Below are 18,514 nucleotides of genomic sequence, written 5' to 3'. Positions count from 1 at the left end.
CGGAGAGAATGCCGCAGAACGCATACTTTTTTATATGTCCGCCCCCTACAGTCTCTTAAGCAGCGCCTCTCTCGCTTCCTCATAGCCCGGTTTGCCAAGCAGTGCAAACATATTTTTCTTATAGCTCTCTACGCCCGGCTGGTTGAATGGATTGACACCCAGAAGGTATCCGCTGACGCCGCAGGCAAATTCAAAGAAATAGAAGAGCTGTCCCAAGCTGTATGCATCCATCGCCGGGATCGTCACTTTCAGGTTCGGCACACTGCCGTCGGTATGTGCCAGAATCGTGCCGTTCATCGCACTCTTGTTGACGAAATCCACGCTCTTGCCAGCCAGATAGTTCATACCGTCCGTGTCAACATCTTCTTTCTTCAAAATGATCTCCGCCGGAGATTCAGCCACTTCCAGAACTGTCTCAAACATGATTCTCGCGCCATCCTGGATGAACTGACCCATCGAATGAAGATCGGTCGTTAAATCAACCGCTGCCGGGAAAATACCTTTCTGATCCTTGCCCTCGCTCTCGCCGTAGAGCTGTTTCCACCACTCCGATACATAGTGCAGGCTCGGCTCATAGTTTGCCACAATCTCGACCTGTTTGCCCTTCCGGAGCAGAATGTTGCGGACCGCCGCATATAACAGAGCAGAATTCTTCTCAAACGGAGTCTCCAGTGCATTCTTTCTCGCGTCTGCCGCGCCCTGCATCAACGCATCTATATCCGCGCCGCTGACCGCGATCGGAAGCAGACCGACTGCCGTCAGGACGGAGAAACGACCGCCAACATCATCCGGAACCACGAAGGACTCGTAGCCCTCTTCATTTGCCAGATTCTTGAGTGCGCCCCGCGCCCGGTCTGTCGTCGCGTAGATTCGCTTGTTTGCCTCTTCTTTACCATATTTCTCAATCAGCATCTCCTTAAATACACGGAATGCGATCGCCGGCTCCGTTGTCGTACCGGACTTGGAAATAATATTGATAGAGAAATCTTTTCCATCGACCAAATCCATCAGATCATGGATGTATTTGCTGCTAATGCTGTTGCCAACAAAGTAAATCTCCGGTGTTTTTCTTTTTTCTTTCGGAAGATTATTGTAAAAACTATGGGACAGGAACTCGATCGCCGCTCTTGCGCCCAGATACGAACCGCCGATACCGATTACCAGCAGGACATCGGAATCCTTCTGAATCTTCTCCGCAGCTTTTTTGATGCGTCCGAACTCTTCCTTATCATAGTCCACCGGAAGGTCGATCCATCCAAGGAAATCATTGCCCGCGCCGGTCTTTTCTACCAGCGTCTCTCTTGCCGCCTGCACGCCCGCCTTGATACCGGCGATCTCTTCCTCATGAATAAATGCAGCTGCTTTTGAATAATCAAAGATCACATCTTTTCCCATATGTTTCCTCTCCTTTGCATTTCAGCCGTCCGCAGGCGGCGTGATTACTTTGTCAAAAACTTAACTTATCTTTATTATAGCAATCTGGACACCCATGTGCAACCGATTTTCAGTTGGAATCATTATTTACAATCCCGATAAATACTCCCTCATAATATCCCCCAGAACCTGCGCCTCCTCGCGGCTCAAACCTTTCATCCAGTCACCCGCATTTGCCTCGCCATTTCGTGTTTTCCGCGTATCCCGGCTTGCTGCAATCTGGTCGAGGCTCTGCTTCAAATACTCCATTTCCTTGTCGCCGGGACGCTCCTTCGCTTCCTGCCTGGGACCCGTATTGTTTCCCGTTTCATTTCCTGATACCATCCGGCGATCCGTAAGATGCCCATCTGTCTCATGCTTGTCCCGTTCCTCCGGTTCGCACGGTGCAGTGCGAACTGCCCGCATCAGATTCTGTGCCCGTGCATCCCGCTCACGGAACGGATTCACTCTCATCGCTGTCCGCGATTTTCCTTTTTCAAACTCCGTTTCTCCCAGATCCCGATTATTCGTTTCTGCGTCATCCCGACTGCTCACACCACGCTCTGCCCGCAAAGCACTCTGCAGCCGTTTCGGCATTTCCCGCACATTCGAATCCGCGCCAGCAATTCCGCCGGATACTCCAGAAGCTCCTGACATTTCCTGTCCGCGCGTCTCCTTCTCACGTGCCGCCCGAAGGAACACCGAATTATCCACATACTCCAAAAGCGCCGTTTCCAGCCGCTGCTGTTTCTGGTCAATCTGGAAACAGCTCTCGATAAATGCCAGAAACAGACCGCTCATGACAGCTGCCGACGCATACAGCACAATATAGCTCGCATCCAGCTCATACCAGTACGCCAGAAATGCCTCCGCTGCTCCGGTCAGAAGCCCTAAAAGCACCATTTCCATTGACACGCCGTTCCACGCATCCAGCGAAATATGTAAAAATGAAAATCCGTCAATCTGCTTGTCCAGATATGCCTGCGTGTTCACGATGTTCTGTCCCAAGCGGCAGGTATTTTCCAACCGCTGCTTCAGATTTTGAAGATTCTTGTTCCGGGTCATCGCCATGTTGTCAGTTTCTTTTAATAATCTTTTGTAGAGGCTCCGTGTAATCAACTTGCTGACAAATCCGATCATTCCGATCGCCGCAAGAACGGACAGCGCTTTTCCAGTTTGTAAAAATTCCAGCATAAAAAAGCTCCCCTTTCTCTACTTCCGGATCACTTCCGGATGGCTTGCCACAGGTCAGGTTTAGGCGCTTCGCAGTTTGTCTCTTGCAATTTGCTTTTTACAATCTGCTTTTTGCATTCTGCTTTTCACATTCTGTTTTTTGCGCCTGTCAAATCCCGCCTGCATCGTGGCTTTATTATATCCGCCGAAAGAGTCTTTGTGAAGATGAGAAAGGGGAAAATCGTTCGTCAAATTCTGCCTTAATTCGATTTTTATAGGTATTAATAATGCGTATCATGCAAAATTTCTGGTTGTTAAAAATTCCGTCTGTGAATCATATTTATGACTCATTATGCCTCATACCGGGATGCCATTTCAAGCAGTAGGTTTACCGAATGCTTGATCGCCTGCGCCTCAAATGCCGCATAGTCCATACCTGCGCTGTCATCCGCCTTATCTGAAATGGCACGGATAATCAGGAACGGGATTCCGTTTAAATATGCCGCCTGTGCGATCGCTGCGCCCTCCATCTCGGTACAGCTTGCGCTAAACTGCTCGATCAGCCACTCCTTTTTTGCCTTATCCGAGATAAACTGGTCGCCGCTTACCACGCGTCCCGGAAATGCCTGAATCTCCGGATTGACCTTCTGGTTGCACTCAATCGCCAGCTCGCGCAGCTTCTCATCCGCCTCAAATGCAAAGGTATCTACACGCGGAATCTGTCCGATCCGGTATCCAAATCCGCTCGCATCCATATCATGCTGCACCGCATCCGTCGATACAACGATATCGCCAATGTTGATCTCTGCACGCAGGGAACCGGCGATACCTGTGTTCACAATCGCACTGATATGGAACCGATCCGCCAGAATCTGACTGCACATACCTGCATTTACCTTGCCGATACCAGAGCGAACCACAACTGCGTCCTTTCCGCCCAGTTTGCCCTGATAAAAATCCATACCGGCTACACTTGTCACGGTAACATCCGTCATTTTCTCCTTGATCTGAGCCACCTCTTCATCCATCGCTCCGATGATTCCTAACATCTGTTTGCCCTCCTGTTTTTCTGTTCTTTATTCTTCTGCCTTTCTTTTATAGATTTATAGAAAAAGAAATTCTTACTATTTGATCTTCTGCGCTTATACCCCTGCATCTCTTTCCTCAAATCCATTGGCTGACTCGGCTCTACAGTCAGTGTGTGCCTGCACCATCATTTTTCATTTGAAAATCGTTCATTTACTTTATAATAGCGCAGCCGCATCGTTACCATGTATACCTTGTACAAACAATAACACCGTATCTTTTCATGAGTATACTGGATTTTTGTTATCTTGACAACACCTTTACTGGCAGACTATAATCATTTTACTGCGGTGGATTCCCGCCACAGCAGATTAAAACACATACCATTTTGAGGAGGTTTTACCATGACATACAAGACAAAGGGAGTCTGTTCCCGTGAGATTAATTTTGAAGTAGAAGATAATAAAGTAAAGAATGTGCAGTTCGTCGGCGGCTGCTCCGGCAACACACAGGGCGTTGCCCGCCTGATCGATGGCATGGATATTGACGAGGCAATCTCCCGCATCGAAGGCATCCAGTGCGGCTTCCGCCCAACTTCCTGCCCGGATCAGCTGGCACAGGCGTTGAAGGAGTATAAGGCGAACGTGAAATAAGTATCCTTTGGTAGATTCTTTCTGACCCGCCGACATAGTGAAAAACCATTTTAAAACCCCACCTGAAAACATCTGGAATTTTGAATCAGAAATTCCTGGATGGTTGCAGGTGGGGGTATTTATGTGATCGCTTTTTTCATACTATTTCGTGTTGCAAATATAAATTTAGTAACACTGTCCCCGTTTTAATTAGTCGCCGTATTCAGTGATATTAATCCCTCCTGTTTTTGTCATAAACGACTGTCCCTTTCCATTTGCCTCGACATAATGAATTCCTACCACTCGATATTTATAACCTGTTTTCTGATTCTTCACAGTAAATTCATTTGTCATTCCCGATAAATCCTCTGTCGGAAAATCTTCCTTTTTGGCATCATATGTATATCTAGAAACCTCCACCCATTTACCATCTTCTTCTCGCTGCAATATTGCAATATTTTTTATCTTATCACATTCTACATGAGCTAATGTTTCGATAATAATTCCAATATCTCCCTTTCCCAAATTACTAATACGAGTTGTTGCCGTATCAATAATGCTTCCCCTCGGTTCTATTCCTACTGCTGTTCCTTCTGCAGAATTTTCATCCAATACTACTGTTGTATTATAATCTGCTGTTTCAACAGAAAAGCCATTAACATTTTTTATATCTGCTGCCTGAACTTGCATTGCTGCCATTACCATCATAAATCCAGCACAAACTAATGAATAAAATTTTTTTCTCATAAATCCTCCTCTAAATAAAGATTTTTAATCATTCTACAAAATTCCTTTTGTGGCATTACCCCAGAAATTTGATAATAGGCATCTTCTTTTTTGTAATAAGAACTATATTCTATTTTCCCATTTTCAACATTGGCTCTGTCTATATTAATATAGTCTCTTAAAAGTTCATTATATATTCTTTTTCCTTTTTTCCTATCTGAAACAATGCTCATTGAATTTCCAACATCTCCTGTTTGTTGTACCAGTTTTACCTTATATTCTCCATACTTAAAATATATTACTGCCCTTGTTTCTCCTATATCTGCCTTTACATATTCTAAATTTTTAGGTATATAAGCCAATTTCATTACTTCAATTTTCGTTTTTCGAGCTATCTCTATATATGCTTTATCTAATTCATCCTCCCCAGAAATAGCCTCAACATTATTTAAGACAATCTCATTCCGTACACTGTCCTTCTCCCGCACCACATACCGATACTCCCTCTTCGCCCCAGCCGAAATTCCCATCGCCACAACCATCACTGCGATAGCGGCGGCTGCTACAGAGACTTTCACAATCGTTTTCAGCCGGCGTGGTTTGCGAGCTTCTTCGTGCAGTTTGACAATGTTCTCGCTGGATGATTCTTTTTCACTTTCCGGGCTTGTTCCCACCTCCGCTTCTAACTTTGCCATCAACCTCTCAAAGCCGTCTTCTGGTTCTGGAGGTATGTCGCTGTCTTTTACTTCCGTCTGTGCAAGGATAAAATCCTTCAACAGCTGATCTTCGCTGACTCCAAACGCTTCCTGCAGCAGGCGTTCTGCATCTTCTCCAGTTTTTTTTCCGCGCCGGCTTCTGCTCACTTTTTATCCCTCCTCTCTGTCCTCGTCCTAACTTTTAGGTTGACTTTTCTTTTTTTCCGTTTACTATACTAAATGTAACCCTTTGCGGGTATGATAAAGCATAAAAACAGTTGTTTTCAGGTTATGGTTGTCCCCTCACACCGTAACCAGCGGCTGATGTGTGGAGGAAACTACTATGAAAAAAATCATTCTGACCGGCGGTGGTACTGCAGGTCATGTTACACCGAATCTCGCCCTGCTTCCGGCACTGCGCGAGGAAGACTTTGAGATTCACTATATTGGTTCTTATAACGGCATTGAGCGCCGCCTGATCGAGGCAGCCAGCATCCCTTACGATGGAATCTCATCGGGAAAACTGCGCCGTTATTTTGACCTTAAGAATTTTTCAGATCCGCTTCGCGTTCTGAAAGGATACTTTGAGGCTCGCAAGCTTATGAAAAAATACAAACCGGATATCGTCTTTTCCAAAGGCGGTTTTGTCGCTGTTCCGGTCGTTCTGGCTGCCAAGCATTATAAAGTGCCTGTCATCATCCATGAATCCGATATGACCCCAGGACTGGCAAATAAAATCTGTATTCCAGCCGCTTCTAAGGTATGCTGCAACTTTCCGGAAACACTTAAATATCTTCCGGAAGATAAGGCGGTTCTGACCGGTTCCCCGATCCGTGAAGAGCTTCTGCACGGGGATCGTCTGGCGGGACTCCAGTATGCCCATCTTTCTGCCGATCTCCCAGTAATTCTGATCATCGGCGGAAGTCTCGGCTCCGTCACGGTCAATCAGGCTGTCCGCGGCATTCTTCCGCAGCTTCTGAAAACCTATCAGGTAATACATATCTGCGGAAAAGGCAATCTCGATGAGTCTCTCATCGGCACCGAAGGATATGTTCAGTATGAGTATGTGGATAAACCACTCCGCCATCTCTTTGCAGCGGCAGATCTGATCATCTCCCGCGCGGGTGCAAATTCCATCTGCGAAATTCTGGCACTCCGCAAACCGAACATTTTGATCCCTCTGTCGGCTGCTGCCAGCCGCGGCGACCAGATCTTAAATGCCAACTCCTTTGCAAAACAGGGATTCAGCACCGTTCTGGAAGAAGAAGTTTTAACCGCAGATACTCTCAGCCAGGCAATCGAAGAGACCTATAAAAATCGCCAGCAGTTCATTGATAAAATGTCTGAAAGCCACTTAAACAATGCTGTCAAAACCATCATGGGGCTGATTCATGATTGCACACGCAGTTAGTAGCATTGCTACGTTTGTATAGTACAAGACTAAAACACTGAATATGTAAGCTTATCATCACATCGGACAGATTCGAAACGGCTCTGCTTCGATGTGATTTTTAAATATCAAACAGCTTTGCCCTCAACACGCGCTTCTGCAGTTCTGCTTTTGCCCTGTAAAGACGTGTACAGCATACCGTTGATTTGATTTTCAAAACCGCACAGGCTTCTTCCGCCGTCAAGCCCTCCAGAACACGGAGAATCAAAACATCCCGCCAGTCCTTCTTCATAGATTTGACAATCTTCCATACATTCCAATAGATATCCCTATCGATAACCTCCTGATCCAGAAGCTGAATTCCTATCTCCCCTTCCAAAAGAAGGTTCATAATCTCTTCTTCCGCATCCGGATCTTCCAGATGCAGCATCTCGCGGCGCCGCATCTGCCTCCGGTTATCGATCCACTTGCTCCGTAAAATGCGGATTAGTAAAACCAACTTTACTTTATGATCCAGATCTAACGAATAGCGCTTGTAATATTCAATGAAAGCTTCATGCACCATATCCTCAATGTCATCGTACCCTACTCCAATTCTATACGCATATTTCTTCAGCGGTACCAGGTACTCTCTGTAAAGCGCTTCAAAAAGCGCCATTTTTTCATTCTCATGGTGCATATCCAAACTCCTATCGCGTCAGTTCTTCGCGGATGGAGCTGCTAATTTCTGCCAGCTCTTCCGGCGTTGCTTTTCCTGGCGCCCATGTCACCATATCCGGTCCATTTTCATATCTCGGAATAATGTGTACATGGAAATGAAAAACAGTCTGTCCTGCGGATATGCCATTGTTCTGAACCACATTGAAACCCGTGCAGCCCAGTGCTTTCTTCATCGCCGCACCAATCTTTCCAGCTAATGGAAGAGCTTTTGCCGCAATCGCCGGATCCAGCTCACATAAATCTTTGAAATGCTGCTTCGGCAGAATCAGCGCATGTCCCTTCGATGCCGGTCCTAAATCCAGAATCACACGAAAATCTTCATCTTCATAAACCGTTGAGGATGGAATCTCTCCGCCAGCGATCTTACAAAAAATACATTCTTTGTCTGTCATGTCGGTCTCTCCTTCTCTCTATGCTTCTCCATTCCCTGGAAAAGCGGTATTTTCTTTTGTCACTTGGCTTGAAACTTCCATGTCAAGTGCCTTTATTATAGCATATCCCCATGGCTTGTTCTATGTAAATTTGCAGAAACGCGAAATTGATGTACTTGCAAAATAATTCACATCAATTTCGTGTTTTTGGTTATTATTTCATATTTTCAGACAATTTATCGGTGTTCCCAAAATTTATATCCGACATCCGCCAAATAAATGGAATCCCCATTCCCCAAACTGACTGTTTCATTTGCCTGAAGCGGATAGCCATTGACCGATGTTCCATTGGTTGAATTGAGATCTGTCAGAATGTATACGCCCTCCTTCTGATCGATCCGCGCATGAAGACGGCTGACGGTCGGACGGTCAATACATGCGTCCGACAGCCCCGGATGTTTTCCAAGTGTAAATGGAATATAGGAAATCTGAATCACTGTTCCTCCGGCTTCCACCGGCTCTAAGCGCACCGTTCCTTCCCCATTCTTTGAGGCAGACAGAAGCGTAGTCCCCGCTTCTCTCGCCCGCTCTATCTGTGCTTCTTCTTCTCTTCGAAGTTCCTGCCGATAAGCTTCTTCACTCTCCGGATAGACCTGCCAGCGGTTTTCAGGCGTTGTCCGCTGCCAGTCTTGATATGATAGAGTCCCTTCTATCCCAGACCGTTCTTTCTTTTTCTGGATCACTTTCCTCTCACCATTCCGCACACGACTACTCTTTCCACCTCGTCCAGCTTCATTCGCCTGATCCACTTCCGTGCTTTCCTCTCTATCCTCTCCCTGACCTCGATTTTTCTTCCTGCCACCATATACCTGCCATTTTCTGCGGGCTGCCAACATCTCCCTCAAAAACACGATTCCCCCGATGCCGCCGCTGATTGCATACAGCCATATATCCATTTCTCCCGTCACGTACCAATACACAATGCCAGCTGCCACCGCGCTTCCAAGTACCTTTATCCACCTGTTCTGCCATTGTCCCTTTTGTTTTCCACCTGCCCTTTCAGACTTTTCCCCCACTTCATCTGAGTTCTCTACCGGCTCCAGGTTCTTTTTCACCGTTTTCTCCTGATACAACGCTTCCTGCCTATATTTCCAATCCTTTCTGGCTGGCGTTTGAGTGTCAGAAGCCATTTTCCCAGATCGAGATTCCAACGTACCCCTCCGATTTTGCTCCGCTTCAAGCCACTCCTGCCGATCCGCCCACACTCCCGCCGTCTCAGGATCCCCCTCATCCTCGTTTCGTTTTTCTGCCGAAAAGATCCGATCTTCCCCCGAAAGCTGGCGCAGCAGATCTGCCGTTCCGTAATTCTCCCGCAGACTAATCTGGTACAGATTATAAGCTAATACAACAGCCTCCCGATCCTGATGATCCGCACGTTCCAGAAGATACCCCAGCAGTTTTGAGAGCGCCTGCGGCGCCTCTTCCCGATGCCCCGGAACCAGACATAATTCCACAGTAAAATGATCGGGTTCCAGATACAGGTATTCCGGATCCAGCAAAAGCTGTTCCTCTTTTAACAGGTACTCTTCCACCCGCTTCAGAACCGCCAGCACACCAAGCAGAATCGACCGGAGTTCTTGTCCCGACAAGGTCCGTTTTTCCAACACCCGTCTAAGCGGCTGTCTCGACGTTATCTCATAATAATATTCTCTCGCCTCCTCCGTCTGGCGGACCCGGAACTTCAAAAGCCCTTCGATGGCATTCGCCGACAGCATCTGTACCGCATAGCCCGTTTCTTTCTCCGGCGCTTCGATTATCATATAATTATGATTCATTTCCCGGCTATACCGAATCTCCATCCCGTATCCTCCATCACTCTGCATTTTCCAACACTGTCAGCAAACGGATCGCCCGCTCCGGCTCCTGTCCGCGCAGGGATATCTCCGTCTCTGTACTGCTCTTTACCCTTCCGTCCAAGTCTCCCCCATCTTCCCGGATCGTCAAAACTGCATCCCCGCACCGGAAGAATCCACGCAGGCGCTGTCCAGCTCTGCTGCTTATCTCCCCCACAGTCATTCCATCTCCCCGCAACGTTTTTTCCTCCCGATACAGGCACCGTTCCATCGCCTCCTGCAGGACAAAACGCCCCGTAATCCTGCCATGCACCTCAAACACCCCATTTAACAGTGCCGCGATAAAAAAGAATGCAACCGCCATCACAAACGAGGCTTCCACCGTATAACTGGCAGAAACCTCCCGCTTCATCCAAGAGATGCTATCAGCATCCAAATCCACACCGGAAGCACACACGGCAGAAATGGCAGCTTCTTTTTCCGCATTTTCTCCCATAGACCATTCCCCTTTCCGCCAAGCAGTGCCGTAAGCATCCAGACACCTCCTGCCAGACTGCTCACAAATACAGCTCCCATCAAAAGTTCAAGCGTCCGCCATCCCCCCAGATAGCACCCAGTGATCAGAAAAAAGCAGCCATCTCCCAGTCCGACCGCACCTTTCGTCTGCCGCTCCATCCAGAACAAAAAAATCCCCGGCAGCATTCCCAAAAGCCATACCGTTATCTGCAACGCACTTTTTTTCCAATCCCATCCATCTTTTATAACCGACAGTACACACCGTATCATCGTAAGCGCCATTCCTGCCGTTCCAAATCCATATAGCCAGCTTACACGTATCCGTTTTCTATGAAGATCCTGCCAGGAAAAGGCTATCAGAAAAAGGGAAAAAACAACCGCACAGAGGAAACATACTGCACTTTCCAAATCCATCCGCGTAAATCCCATGAAACTTATCCCTGCACTGTTTTCCATCACTCCGCCCTCTCACCCCTCCTTGATTCTTTCCGCCATCCGCACCTATCCACTTCCACAGTATGAACACACACCCATATATTCCACATCTGATCGCCGCACCTTCTGCACATAATATGCCAATGACGAACAGTCCTGCTTTCCATGGTAAACCTCGCCGGACGGAAGAATATACACCAGACCTCCCGCCGACACCGTCTTTCCACAGTATCTGCAAGCCTTATAACGGCATCCCCCGCTGTTTCTAAGCACCCCCGAAATTACATCTGCATACGCAGCCGCGGTGATCTGATTCGATATATAATGGCACGAAGGCGAGAGATGGTAGCGCGTACTGTCCCGCCCCACATAGACCCATTTTTCCTCCGGTTCTGAACCGTTTTTCTCTGAGAAATACCCGCCTTCCGCCCCAATCCATCCCCGCTTCCGGCTCCGGGAAGTAAGCGTCACATGGTCAAGCGCAAATACCGAGAACGGCAGCCGCACCTGATAGGAGGCGCGCAGGTCAATCCATTCTCCATCTTCCGATACGCGGCTGGCGCCACACTGGATATTGGACACTTTGTTCCCGACCGCTGTCTGAATCTTCTCCTTTAAATATCCCTGCAGAATAAGCCCGGACGGAAGTTCTGACCAGCCCCCCGTTCCCTTTTCTCCTGCCTCTGCCGCTTTTCCCGCCTCCATTTCTGCCCGATGCACCGTATGGGATGTCCGATACACCTGCCATCCCAGTTCCCGCCCCGTCACTTCCAGCACCGTCTGCACCTTTCTCTGAGTATCCAGTATTTCCATCGGAACTGACAGGAGAATCACCGTAAACATAAACAATGTCAGACTAAGCGCCGCCTCAATCGTCAGGCTCGCACACAGGGAAGCAGAGGACAATGCCCTTTTCCAGGGTCGTTTTGTTACTTGGGCTCTATGCCGCCGAAGGACAGGTATCCAGACCGCACAGATACTTTCATTTATTCGTTTTGTTAGGTTAGTTGTCATCATCTTTTTTACTGGCTTTCTTTATGTACTTGGAGAGGCACATTCACTTGCATCATCTCCTGAAAAAGGACACTGTCCTCCACTCCCCTGTAATTGTGTTTAATATTCCTTCTGGGACGTTCTACGAAGCGGTATCAACGTTCCCTGTGCCGCATAGGACACACTTACCCCATACTGGCACTGATCCATCCGAAATCCCGGCTCTTTTTCTGAAATGCGGTTCTGAATCATATCCATCATCCGGTAACAGAAACGGCTCTTTCCCTGTATCAGAAAAAAGAGTTTCAGCCAGTCCTGGTAGTCCAGCCCTCTGTCGTCTGTCCCGTTTTTCAATGAAGGATCCGTCCCCGTTTCCAGAAAGATGGACGCGCCCTTTTCCGTCAGAGCAGAAAGCGAAATCTGCCACTCCCCCAGCTGTTTGAAAAAAGGAATTTTTCCGCCAGCCAGCAGAACCTTCACATCTGCCACCGACTCTGCAAACGCCCAGACTGTCATGATAAAGAAGGATGCCGCCGCCGTGATCGGTGTGATTCCCGCCAGCCCCGTGATTGCCAGCGCCAATGCTTCCGCCTCCGACCGTTTTTCAGAATCCGCATATAAAGCTGCCAGATTCACCGCCTCGCGCACAGCCAGAAGTTCATTGACGGTGCGTTTTAAATTTTCCCGCTCCGACGCATTTCCCTGTAAGAGATATTCCTGCTCATAATGGACACTTCCCGTCTTTTCCTGCCCGAACCGGGTAAAAAAATGCGCCGCATACGCATCTAAAAGAGCCCGTTCAAGCCCCGCTGTCCAGACATCCCCAGTCGTCCCCCGCTTTCCGCTCTCTCCGCCTGCATACAACGCCGACGGAAATGCCGCGGTCGAAATCCAGTTTTCTGAAATCACAGTTCCCGCCGGCACACAAAGACTCAGCAGATCCGTCCCCGACAGGCGGCTGACTGCTTCCAGCACATTCATTTTTTTCTTGTCTCGGACTGCCGGAACCCGGAAACGTCCATCCTTCTGAAAACCCGCTGTGATCGTCAGAACCGGCGCCCACAGCGCTTCCTCGTCCAGCTCATCGTCCTCATCGTCAGGCTCCCAATTATCGATATAATCCTGTATCTCCTTCCCTTTCCGGACTGCTTCTGCAACCACCTCTTCATTTCCTTGAGCCGTCTCTTCTGTCTTTTTTACCTCCTGGCGGCGCGCTCCATCCGCATCCAAATACGAACGATACCCCCGCATCTCCTCCTGTACCATGCCCCAGGAGCCTTCTTCCAGATCCGGCTGGGCTTCCTGCGCCCCCTGCTCCGATCCCTGCAATTCTTTCGCAAGCCGGTCCGCCTGTTTTTCATACGCCGCAACCAGCCCCGGAATCTGCTTTAATTCTTTCTCTAAGCTTTCCGCCGATTGAAAGAACGAGCTTCCATCCGCCTGGCGGACCGCTGCCTCCATCTCCTCCAGATGTTTCTCCTGTTTTTGCAGGCAGGCTCCGATCGCCTCGATCGACTCTTCCAGACGCAGCACTTTTCTGCCATTTTCCTGATATCCTTCCGCAATCCCATGAACCGCCCTTGCTTCCGTCATCCGTTTTTCCATCTCAGGCAGTTCAGACTCCTCACTTTCCAGCGTCCAGACACCCACTTTCATATAATCGGTAACTTCCTTCGCAAAGAAATCCCCCTTATGCCCGGTGATCGCATCCATCGCTTCGATCTGTACCTTGCCGCCGCTGACCGGATAAAAGGGCGCTGCCGCCAGATATGTTTCCATCTGCGGCTCCATCTCCGCCGCCAGGCGCTCTTTATCCGCACATTCCAGCACAAAAATCCGGTATTTATCCCAAATCTCCCGGTGATAACAGCTCATCAGAGAATCCAGTGAGGAATTGAGCGCCATCTGCATATACCAGCCGCTTCCGGCTGCCCTGGCGGACTCAAACAGCCCGCCCATCAGCGCACAGATACAGGTCAGAATCAAACTCAGGAAAACTGTGATCTCCCCGCAAACTTCCTTTTCTGTTTCAATGTGCCGTTCTGCCCGGATCAATATACCTCCTTCGACTTGCTGTTGATCTGTTTAAAGATATTTGTAAGAAGCGTATTAATCTGCTTTTTAAAGACAATGACCAGACCGATCAGCACCACCAGAATCAGCACTAACTCAATGACCCCCACACCATCCTCGTCCATCAGAAACGATTTTACTTCTCTTACCAGATACGCTTTATCCATATACTTTTTCTCCTTTCTCCCCATTTTTCAGATCCCAAACGCCAGAAACGCCGGGACTGAAACCATCACCATAATAATCATCAACATCAAAAACAATGGAAGCATCAGCTTTGTAGATGCCTCTTCCCCCCGGCGTCTTGCCAGTGCTTTCTCTTCTTCAAACGCCGACTCCATCTCTGTCTCCAGCGCCTTTCGAAGTCCTTCTGCCCCATTTCTGACATTCTGCTCCAAAAGCCCGGAAAGCTTCCGGTACGGTCTCAGGCGGCAGCCCGCACCAAATTCCGCATATGCCTGTAGTTCCGGGACACCGCGCTGCATCCGGTGATATGCCGCTGCCATTTCCCGGTATGCCGCCCGCTCCGTCTGTGTTCCCGCCCGGCATGCCGCCTCGTATTCCAGCACAATCCGCTCCCATGCCCGGCGGACCGGAAGCCCCGCCCCGGAAAATACAGTCAGCTTTGACACAATCTCCGGATAATCTTCCATCAGCTCCCGCTTTTTCTTCTTTTTCGCCTCACTCTCCTTCTGTTTTTCATAAAGAGGAAGCAGAATTGCCGCCGCAATCCCCAGCACCGGAAACAGCAGATATTCCCTGTCTCCGCGCACCCGGTAAGATAAATTCTTCCCCTCATACATCTTTGGCAGAACCAACTGCCCTTCCGTTCTCTGTGCCTCATCCATCTGCTTTAACAGCCGCTTAAAACCTGCCTCTTTTTCCTGCTGCTTCGTCCGAAGCGGCGGATATAGCTTGACCGGAAACCGGTACTCCCGGCTGAATACCCCCGCCTGCAGGGATGCGGTCAGTTCTGTCTGAATCCCCTTCTCCGGGCATTCTTCATTTAAAACTGTCCCATCCGTCTGAATCCATTCCGCATCCTCCGGTGTCCAGCGGACCCGGATGCCCTCTTCTTCCAGCCAGCCGACGAGATGTAGCTCTTCCCTTACCTCCTGCAGGGACAGATTGTTTCCCCGAATTAAATCCGCCAGTTTACCTCCCGCCTCCAGCAATGCTTTTTTTGCATCCTCTTCCGCATATTCCCGCTCTCCGAGCGAAATCTCCACCGGAATCTCCTTCTCGCACAGTCCGCGCACCCACACTTCCTGCTGCCGTTCCCCTTCTCCGTATGCATAGCGGTTCAGCCGGTTTCCATCTTCCAGCGCCCCATCCCGTTTTTCCACCAGATATCCCGCAACTGCCAGAATTATCCCCAAAAGAATGCATAAAACCTGCTTTTTCCCCATTTTTCCCATGCTGTTTCACACCTCAATCTGAAGAATTTTCCCCGATACCCTCCATGCCAGCAGATAGACCACCAGACACCCTGTCATCACCACCCGCCCCACCGCTGTCTCATACATCTGTGAGAAAAAGCCCGGCGATGACAAATCCACGTAGAGCACGATCAGGTACGGCATCAGGTTCATAATTCTCTGTTCAAACTGCTTTTCTGCCGTCATCGTGAGAATTTCCTCCCGCACCTGAATGCGATCCGAAATCACGTGAACGACATGGTGAACCACGCTTGCCAGCTCGCCCCGGCTCCGTTTGGATACAGTAAAAATAACAGAGAAATTTTCCACCTCATCCAGACCGCTCCTCTTCGCAAAGGAAGAAAGCAGCGCCTCCACGGTCCGGTTCATTTTAAGCTGGCTTGCCAGATATGAAAACTCACGGGTAATCATCCCTTCTTTTCCGTATTGTTCTTCCAGATCGCGCACGCTCGCAATAAACGCATTTTCCACTGAATAGCCTGCAGCCAGCGCCGAAGCCACGATCTGAATCGCTTCCTTAAACTGGAGCCGCAGCTCCTCTTTTCTCCGGCGGCAGAGTTCCCGCCTCTTAAAAAACGGCCGCAGCATCCCCGCCGGAAGCATCAGAACGAACGCCAGAAATGAACGGTAGAATACATATGCCGTCACGGCGCACACCGCTGTTCCCTCCAGAAGGTAACGTATCCACTCCTGCCCCGTCAGGTGGTAAACCCGGTAATCAGAAAGCACTTCCTCCCGCGAATCTGCGCCGCCCTTCAAATCTGCCAACCTGGACAAGTGCTCCTTCCACCTGTCCGGAACCAGCCTCCCCGCTTTCCTGAAACTGATAGATGGGAGAAAGGCGGATTTCCCCATTTTCATAGCCTATCACCTCCGTGATCTCCAGCACCTTCCGGCTCCGGTCCCGCATCCGCCCGACATGGACCATCAGATCGAGTGCTGAACCGATCTGGCTCCGGACCGCCGCAAGCGGCAGCTCTGCCGCCATCAGAACCATCGTCTCCAGTCTTGAGAGCATGTCTTTTGCGCTGTTGGCATGTCCGGTTGAGAGCGAGCCATCGTGCCCCGTATTCATCGCCTGCAGCATTTCCAGCGCCTCGCCGCCCCGGACCTCCCCAACGATGATGCGGTCCGGACGCATTCGGAGACTCGCCCGGATCAGATCGCGCATGGAAATCTCCTGCGAACCATCCCGGTTTTCTACCCTTGTTTCCAGGCTGACAAGATTCGTTACATGGCGGATTTGAAGTTCTGCCGAATCCTCGATCGTAATGACGCGTTCCTCCTGTGGAATATAGCCGGACATGGCGTTTAAGATCGTCGTTTTTCCCGATCCGGTTCCGCCGCTGATAAAAATATTGAGTCCCCGCTCGACCGCTTTCTGCAAAAATGCCGCTGCCTCCCGGCTGATACTTTTTAACTCAATCAGGCGTTCCATCGTGATCGGTTCCGGGAACTTCCGGATCGTTAAAATCGGCCCATTTAACGCCACCGGTGCCAGCACCACGTGGACACGAGAACCATCTTCCAGTCTCGCATCCGCAATCGGAGACGCCAGATTGACCGTCCGGTTGACACGGCTTACAATCTGCTGAATCAGATCCTCTAGCTGCCCTACCGAATCAAAGTGCTTTTCTAATTCTTCCACACGCCCCTGCCGCTCGACAAAAATGTGCTCCGTGCCATTTACCATGATCTCCGTGATCGTCGGATCATCGACCAGCTCCTGCAAAATATCCAGCCGTCTGAATGAATCAAACAGCTCTTTTCTCAAACAAAGCCGCTCTTTTAACGGCAGATACGCCCCTTCTGCCGCTTCCAGAATCGCCATGTCGATCAGGTCGCGCAGCTCCTCATCCTCCACCTGCATACGGCTCTCCATCTGCTCCATCAGACGCTGCCTCAAAACCATTTTCTGCTCCTGCATACTTCCCCCTGCCAGTTGTTTCTCTCACAACCGTTTACTCTTTAGAATGACTGGCAAAATCCCGCTCAATTTATCCCTGTCAAAAGACTTTGCCCCTTCTAATTTAACCCACAATGAACATTATCCGCCCACACTGCTTCCCCGCAGCAGCTGCCGTACATAATCACCCAGTTCTCCCCATAAGAGCTGGTCAATATAATCGCCCCGTCCAAAACTGCCGTGATACGGAAGCTTCAGGCGTTTAATACGTTCCCTTAGCATGCCATTTCCTGTCTGTGAAAAATACTGCTCCAGCTCCTTAAGCTTTGCCAAAGACACCGGATCTTCCCGGATCGGCATATAGATTACCCGGCACAGCTTCATTACCGAAAGCGCCGTCCTGCGCCCGCTTCCTATATCCACTACCAGCGTATCATACGCACTCTCCCCGGCAATTGCCCGTATAAGCCCTGCGATCGCCTCCTCTCCCGCCTGATCCAGATCCTCCGGATAGCGCACCGGCGGAATATAGTCCAGCTCCCCCATCGTGTGGACAACGCTGCTCAAACGAAGCGAATTATAGCTTCCACCGTTGTAAAAATACAACAGATCCGACAAATCACTCTTATATTCTTCTTTCATCAAAACCGACAGACCGGAAAATTCCTCCAGGTTCAGATACAGCACCCGCTCCTCCTGTGCCAGAAGTTTTCCTATTGTCAGGGCAAACGAGGTCTTTAAACACCGTCCAACCGGCGAATACACTCCCAAAACCTTCGCCAGCCCCCGTCCGGACACCTCCGGCAGATCCCCCGGGCTTTCCCCATACCAGGTCATCACGTCGCGCACAATCGCATCGCTGGACTGGTATTTGTAGACACAGGGAACTGACGGACTGACCGGCTTTCCCCCATTATCCGATAAAAGAATAACCTTTTCCGCCCGGATAAACTCCTTTTCTTCCGCCGGAACATGCTCGCCCAACAACAGAAGCTTTACCGGATGTTCTGCCGCAAATGCCCGCAGCCGCTCGATCGAGCTGAACGCCACCACCTCAAACGGTATTTTTTCCTTCTGGTTAACTACCTCTGCAAACCGCGCCGCATAGACCGGATCCACATCATACACCGCCAGAATATGCTTCATCGCACCG

At 49.6% G+C, this 18,514-nt stretch carries 19 protein-coding genes; 2 read left to right on the top strand and 17 right to left on the bottom strand.

Features of this window, described 5'->3' with window-relative positions; all coding sequences use genetic code 11:
- Positions 1-45: 45 nt before the first annotated feature.
- The 3 genes from DWX68_RS13550 to DWX68_RS13540 all read right to left on the bottom strand — a co-directional run bounded on the left by DWX68_RS13550 (position 46) and on the right by DWX68_RS13540 (position 3,635).
- Entirely contained in the window at positions 46-1,395 is a 1,350-nt protein-coding gene (locus DWX68_RS13550; RefSeq protein ID WP_107001753.1) for a glucose-6-phosphate isomerase, read from the bottom strand.
- 126 nt (positions 1,396-1,521) lie between these two features.
- Positions 1,522-2,607 (bottom strand): hypothetical protein, encoded by a 1,086-nt coding sequence (locus DWX68_RS13545; protein ID WP_118629891.1) that lies wholly within the window; start codon positions 2,605-2,607, stop codon positions 1,522-1,524.
- Between the two features lie 329 nt (positions 2,608-2,936).
- On the bottom strand, positions 2,937-3,635 hold the full coding sequence (locus DWX68_RS13540; protein WP_022360026.1) for a 5'-methylthioadenosine/adenosylhomocysteine nucleosidase: 699 nt from the start codon (positions 3,633-3,635) through the stop codon (positions 2,937-2,939).
- A gap of 381 nt (positions 3,636-4,016) precedes the next feature.
- On the opposite strand from DWX68_RS13540, the gene DWX68_RS13535 reads away from it, so the two are divergent.
- Positions 4,017-4,265, top strand: a complete 249-nt coding sequence (locus tag DWX68_RS13535) for a TIGR03905 family TSCPD domain-containing protein (protein WP_022360027.1) — start codon at positions 4,017-4,019, stop codon at positions 4,263-4,265.
- A gap of 189 nt (positions 4,266-4,454) precedes the next feature.
- Here the strand turns inward: DWX68_RS13535 and DWX68_RS13530 are convergent, their stop codons facing one another.
- Together DWX68_RS13530 and DWX68_RS13525 are read right to left on the bottom strand one after the other, a co-directional pair.
- Positions 4,455-4,991 (bottom strand): hypothetical protein, encoded by a 537-nt coding sequence (locus DWX68_RS13530; RefSeq protein WP_118493413.1) that lies wholly within the window; start codon positions 4,989-4,991, stop codon positions 4,455-4,457.
- Complete coding sequence (locus DWX68_RS13525) at positions 4,988-5,833, bottom strand: DUF4367 domain-containing protein (protein ID WP_118629889.1); 846 nt, start codon at positions 5,831-5,833, stop codon at positions 4,988-4,990. The genes DWX68_RS13530 and DWX68_RS13525 overlap by 4 nt, the downstream gene beginning before the upstream one ends.
- 175 nt (positions 5,834-6,008) lie before the next feature.
- Between DWX68_RS13525 and DWX68_RS13520 the strand changes: the two genes are divergently transcribed.
- On the top strand, positions 6,009-7,076 hold the full coding sequence (locus DWX68_RS13520) for an undecaprenyldiphospho-muramoylpentapeptide beta-N-acetylglucosaminyltransferase (RefSeq protein WP_107001756.1): 1,068 nt from the start codon (positions 6,009-6,011) through the stop codon (positions 7,074-7,076).
- Positions 7,077-7,176: 100 nt separating this feature from the next.
- On the opposite strand, the gene DWX68_RS13515 is transcribed toward DWX68_RS13520, so the two are convergent.
- The 12 genes from DWX68_RS13515 to DWX68_RS13460 all read right to left on the bottom strand — a co-directional run bounded on the left by DWX68_RS13515 (position 7,177) and on the right by DWX68_RS13460 (position 18,507).
- Positions 7,177-7,734: an RNA polymerase sigma factor gene (locus DWX68_RS13515; RefSeq protein ID WP_227589698.1), complete on the bottom strand. Its 558-nt coding sequence runs from the start codon at positions 7,732-7,734 to the stop codon at positions 7,177-7,179.
- 10 nt (positions 7,735-7,744) lie between these two features.
- The gene (locus tag DWX68_RS13510; protein WP_022360422.1) at positions 7,745-8,167 is read right to left on the bottom strand and encodes an HIT family protein; all 423 of its coding nucleotides are present in this window, start codon (positions 8,165-8,167) and stop codon (positions 7,745-7,747) included.
- 215 nt (positions 8,168-8,382) lie between these two features.
- Positions 8,383-10,005, bottom strand: a complete 1,623-nt coding sequence (locus tag DWX68_RS13505) for a DUF6382 domain-containing protein (RefSeq protein WP_118629887.1) — start codon at positions 10,003-10,005, stop codon at positions 8,383-8,385.
- A 13-nt stretch (positions 10,006-10,018) separates the two neighbouring features.
- A complete protein-coding gene (locus DWX68_RS13500; protein ID WP_147354956.1) occupies positions 10,019-10,435 on the bottom strand; it encodes a hypothetical protein in 417 nt (138 codons plus the stop codon).
- Positions 10,408-10,971, bottom strand: a complete 564-nt coding sequence (locus tag DWX68_RS13495) for a prepilin peptidase (RefSeq protein ID WP_118629885.1) — start codon at positions 10,969-10,971, stop codon at positions 10,408-10,410. The genes DWX68_RS13500 and DWX68_RS13495 overlap by 28 nt, the downstream gene beginning before the upstream one ends.
- Before the next feature lie 45 nt (positions 10,972-11,016).
- Complete coding sequence (locus DWX68_RS13490) at positions 11,017-11,856, bottom strand: hypothetical protein (RefSeq protein WP_118629883.1); 840 nt, start codon at positions 11,854-11,856, stop codon at positions 11,017-11,019.
- Between the two features lie 207 nt (positions 11,857-12,063).
- Positions 12,064-13,998, bottom strand: coding sequence for a DUF5702 domain-containing protein (locus DWX68_RS13485; protein WP_243027858.1), 1,935 nt, complete (start codon positions 13,996-13,998; stop codon positions 12,064-12,066).
- A complete protein-coding gene (locus DWX68_RS13480; protein WP_022360416.1) occupies positions 13,995-14,183 on the bottom strand; it encodes a Flp1 family type IVb pilin in 189 nt (62 codons plus the stop codon). Before DWX68_RS13480 ends, DWX68_RS13485 begins: the two co-directional genes overlap by 4 nt.
- A gap of 27 nt (positions 14,184-14,210) precedes the next feature.
- Positions 14,211-15,434, bottom strand: a complete 1,224-nt coding sequence (locus tag DWX68_RS13475; protein ID WP_118629881.1) for a hypothetical protein — start codon at positions 15,432-15,434, stop codon at positions 14,211-14,213.
- Positions 15,435-15,440: 6 nt separating this feature from the next.
- Positions 15,441-16,223, bottom strand: coding sequence for a type II secretion system F family protein (locus tag DWX68_RS13470; RefSeq protein WP_243022012.1), 783 nt, complete (start codon positions 16,221-16,223; stop codon positions 15,441-15,443).
- A complete protein-coding gene (locus DWX68_RS13465; protein WP_347475198.1) occupies positions 16,174-17,382 on the bottom strand; it encodes a CpaF family protein in 1,209 nt (402 codons plus the stop codon). Before DWX68_RS13465 ends, DWX68_RS13470 begins: the two co-directional genes overlap by 50 nt.
- A 120-nt stretch (positions 17,383-17,502) precedes the next feature.
- Positions 17,503-18,507 (bottom strand): hypothetical protein, encoded by a 1,005-nt coding sequence (locus DWX68_RS13460; protein WP_118629879.1) that lies wholly within the window; start codon positions 18,505-18,507, stop codon positions 17,503-17,505.
- Positions 18,508-18,514 lie beyond the last annotated feature (7 nt).

Source organism: Clostridium sp. AF20-7 (assembly GCF_003479275.1).
Taxonomy (GTDB): Bacteria; Bacillota; Clostridia; order Lachnospirales; family Lachnospiraceae; genus Otoolea; species Otoolea fessa.
This window is presented reverse-complemented; position numbering and strand designations above follow the sequence as displayed.

Bases quoted from the DNA above. Each gene is read 5' to 3' on its own strand.
- DWX68_RS13550 (WP_107001753.1), bottom strand. From the start codon at position 1,395: ATGGGAAAAGATGTGATCTTTGATTATTCAAAAGCAGCTGCATTTATT.
- DWX68_RS13545 (WP_118629891.1), bottom strand. From the start codon at position 2,607: ATGCTGGAATTTTTACAAACTGGAAAAGCGCTGTCCGTTCTTGCGGCG.
- DWX68_RS13540 (WP_022360026.1), bottom strand. From the start codon at position 3,635: ATGTTAGGAATCATCGGAGCGATGGATGAAGAGGTGGCTCAGATCAAG.
- DWX68_RS13535 (WP_022360027.1), top strand. From the start codon at position 4,017: ATGACATACAAGACAAAGGGAGTCTGTTCCCGTGAGATTAATTTTGAA.
- DWX68_RS13530 (WP_118493413.1), bottom strand. From the start codon at position 4,991: ATGAGAAAAAAATTTTATTCATTAGTTTGTGCTGGATTTATGATGGTA.
- DWX68_RS13520 (WP_107001756.1), top strand. From the start codon at position 6,009: ATGAAAAAAATCATTCTGACCGGCGGTGGTACTGCAGGTCATGTTACA.
- DWX68_RS13515 (WP_227589698.1), bottom strand. From the start codon at position 7,734: ATGCACCATGAGAATGAAAAAATGGCGCTTTTTGAAGCGCTTTACAGA.
- DWX68_RS13510 (WP_022360422.1), bottom strand. From the start codon at position 8,167: ATGACAGACAAAGAATGTATTTTTTGTAAGATCGCTGGCGGAGAGATT.
- DWX68_RS13505 (WP_118629887.1), bottom strand. From the start codon at position 10,005: ATGGAGATTCGGTATAGCCGGGAAATGAATCATAATTATATGATAATC.
- DWX68_RS13495 (WP_118629885.1), bottom strand. From the start codon at position 10,971: ATGGAAAACAGTGCAGGGATAAGTTTCATGGGATTTACGCGGATGGAT.
- DWX68_RS13480 (WP_022360416.1), bottom strand. From the start codon at position 14,183: ATGGATAAAGCGTATCTGGTAAGAGAAGTAAAATCGTTTCTGATGGAC.
- DWX68_RS13475 (WP_118629881.1), bottom strand. From the start codon at position 15,434: ATGGGAAAAATGGGGAAAAAGCAGGTTTTATGCATTCTTTTGGGGATA.
- DWX68_RS13465 (WP_347475198.1), bottom strand. From the start codon at position 17,382: ATGCAGGAGCAGAAAATGGTTTTGAGGCAGCGTCTGATGGAGCAGATG.
- DWX68_RS13460 (WP_118629879.1), bottom strand. From the start codon at position 18,507: ATGAAGCATATTCTGGCGGTGTATGATGTGGATCCGGTCTATGCGGCG.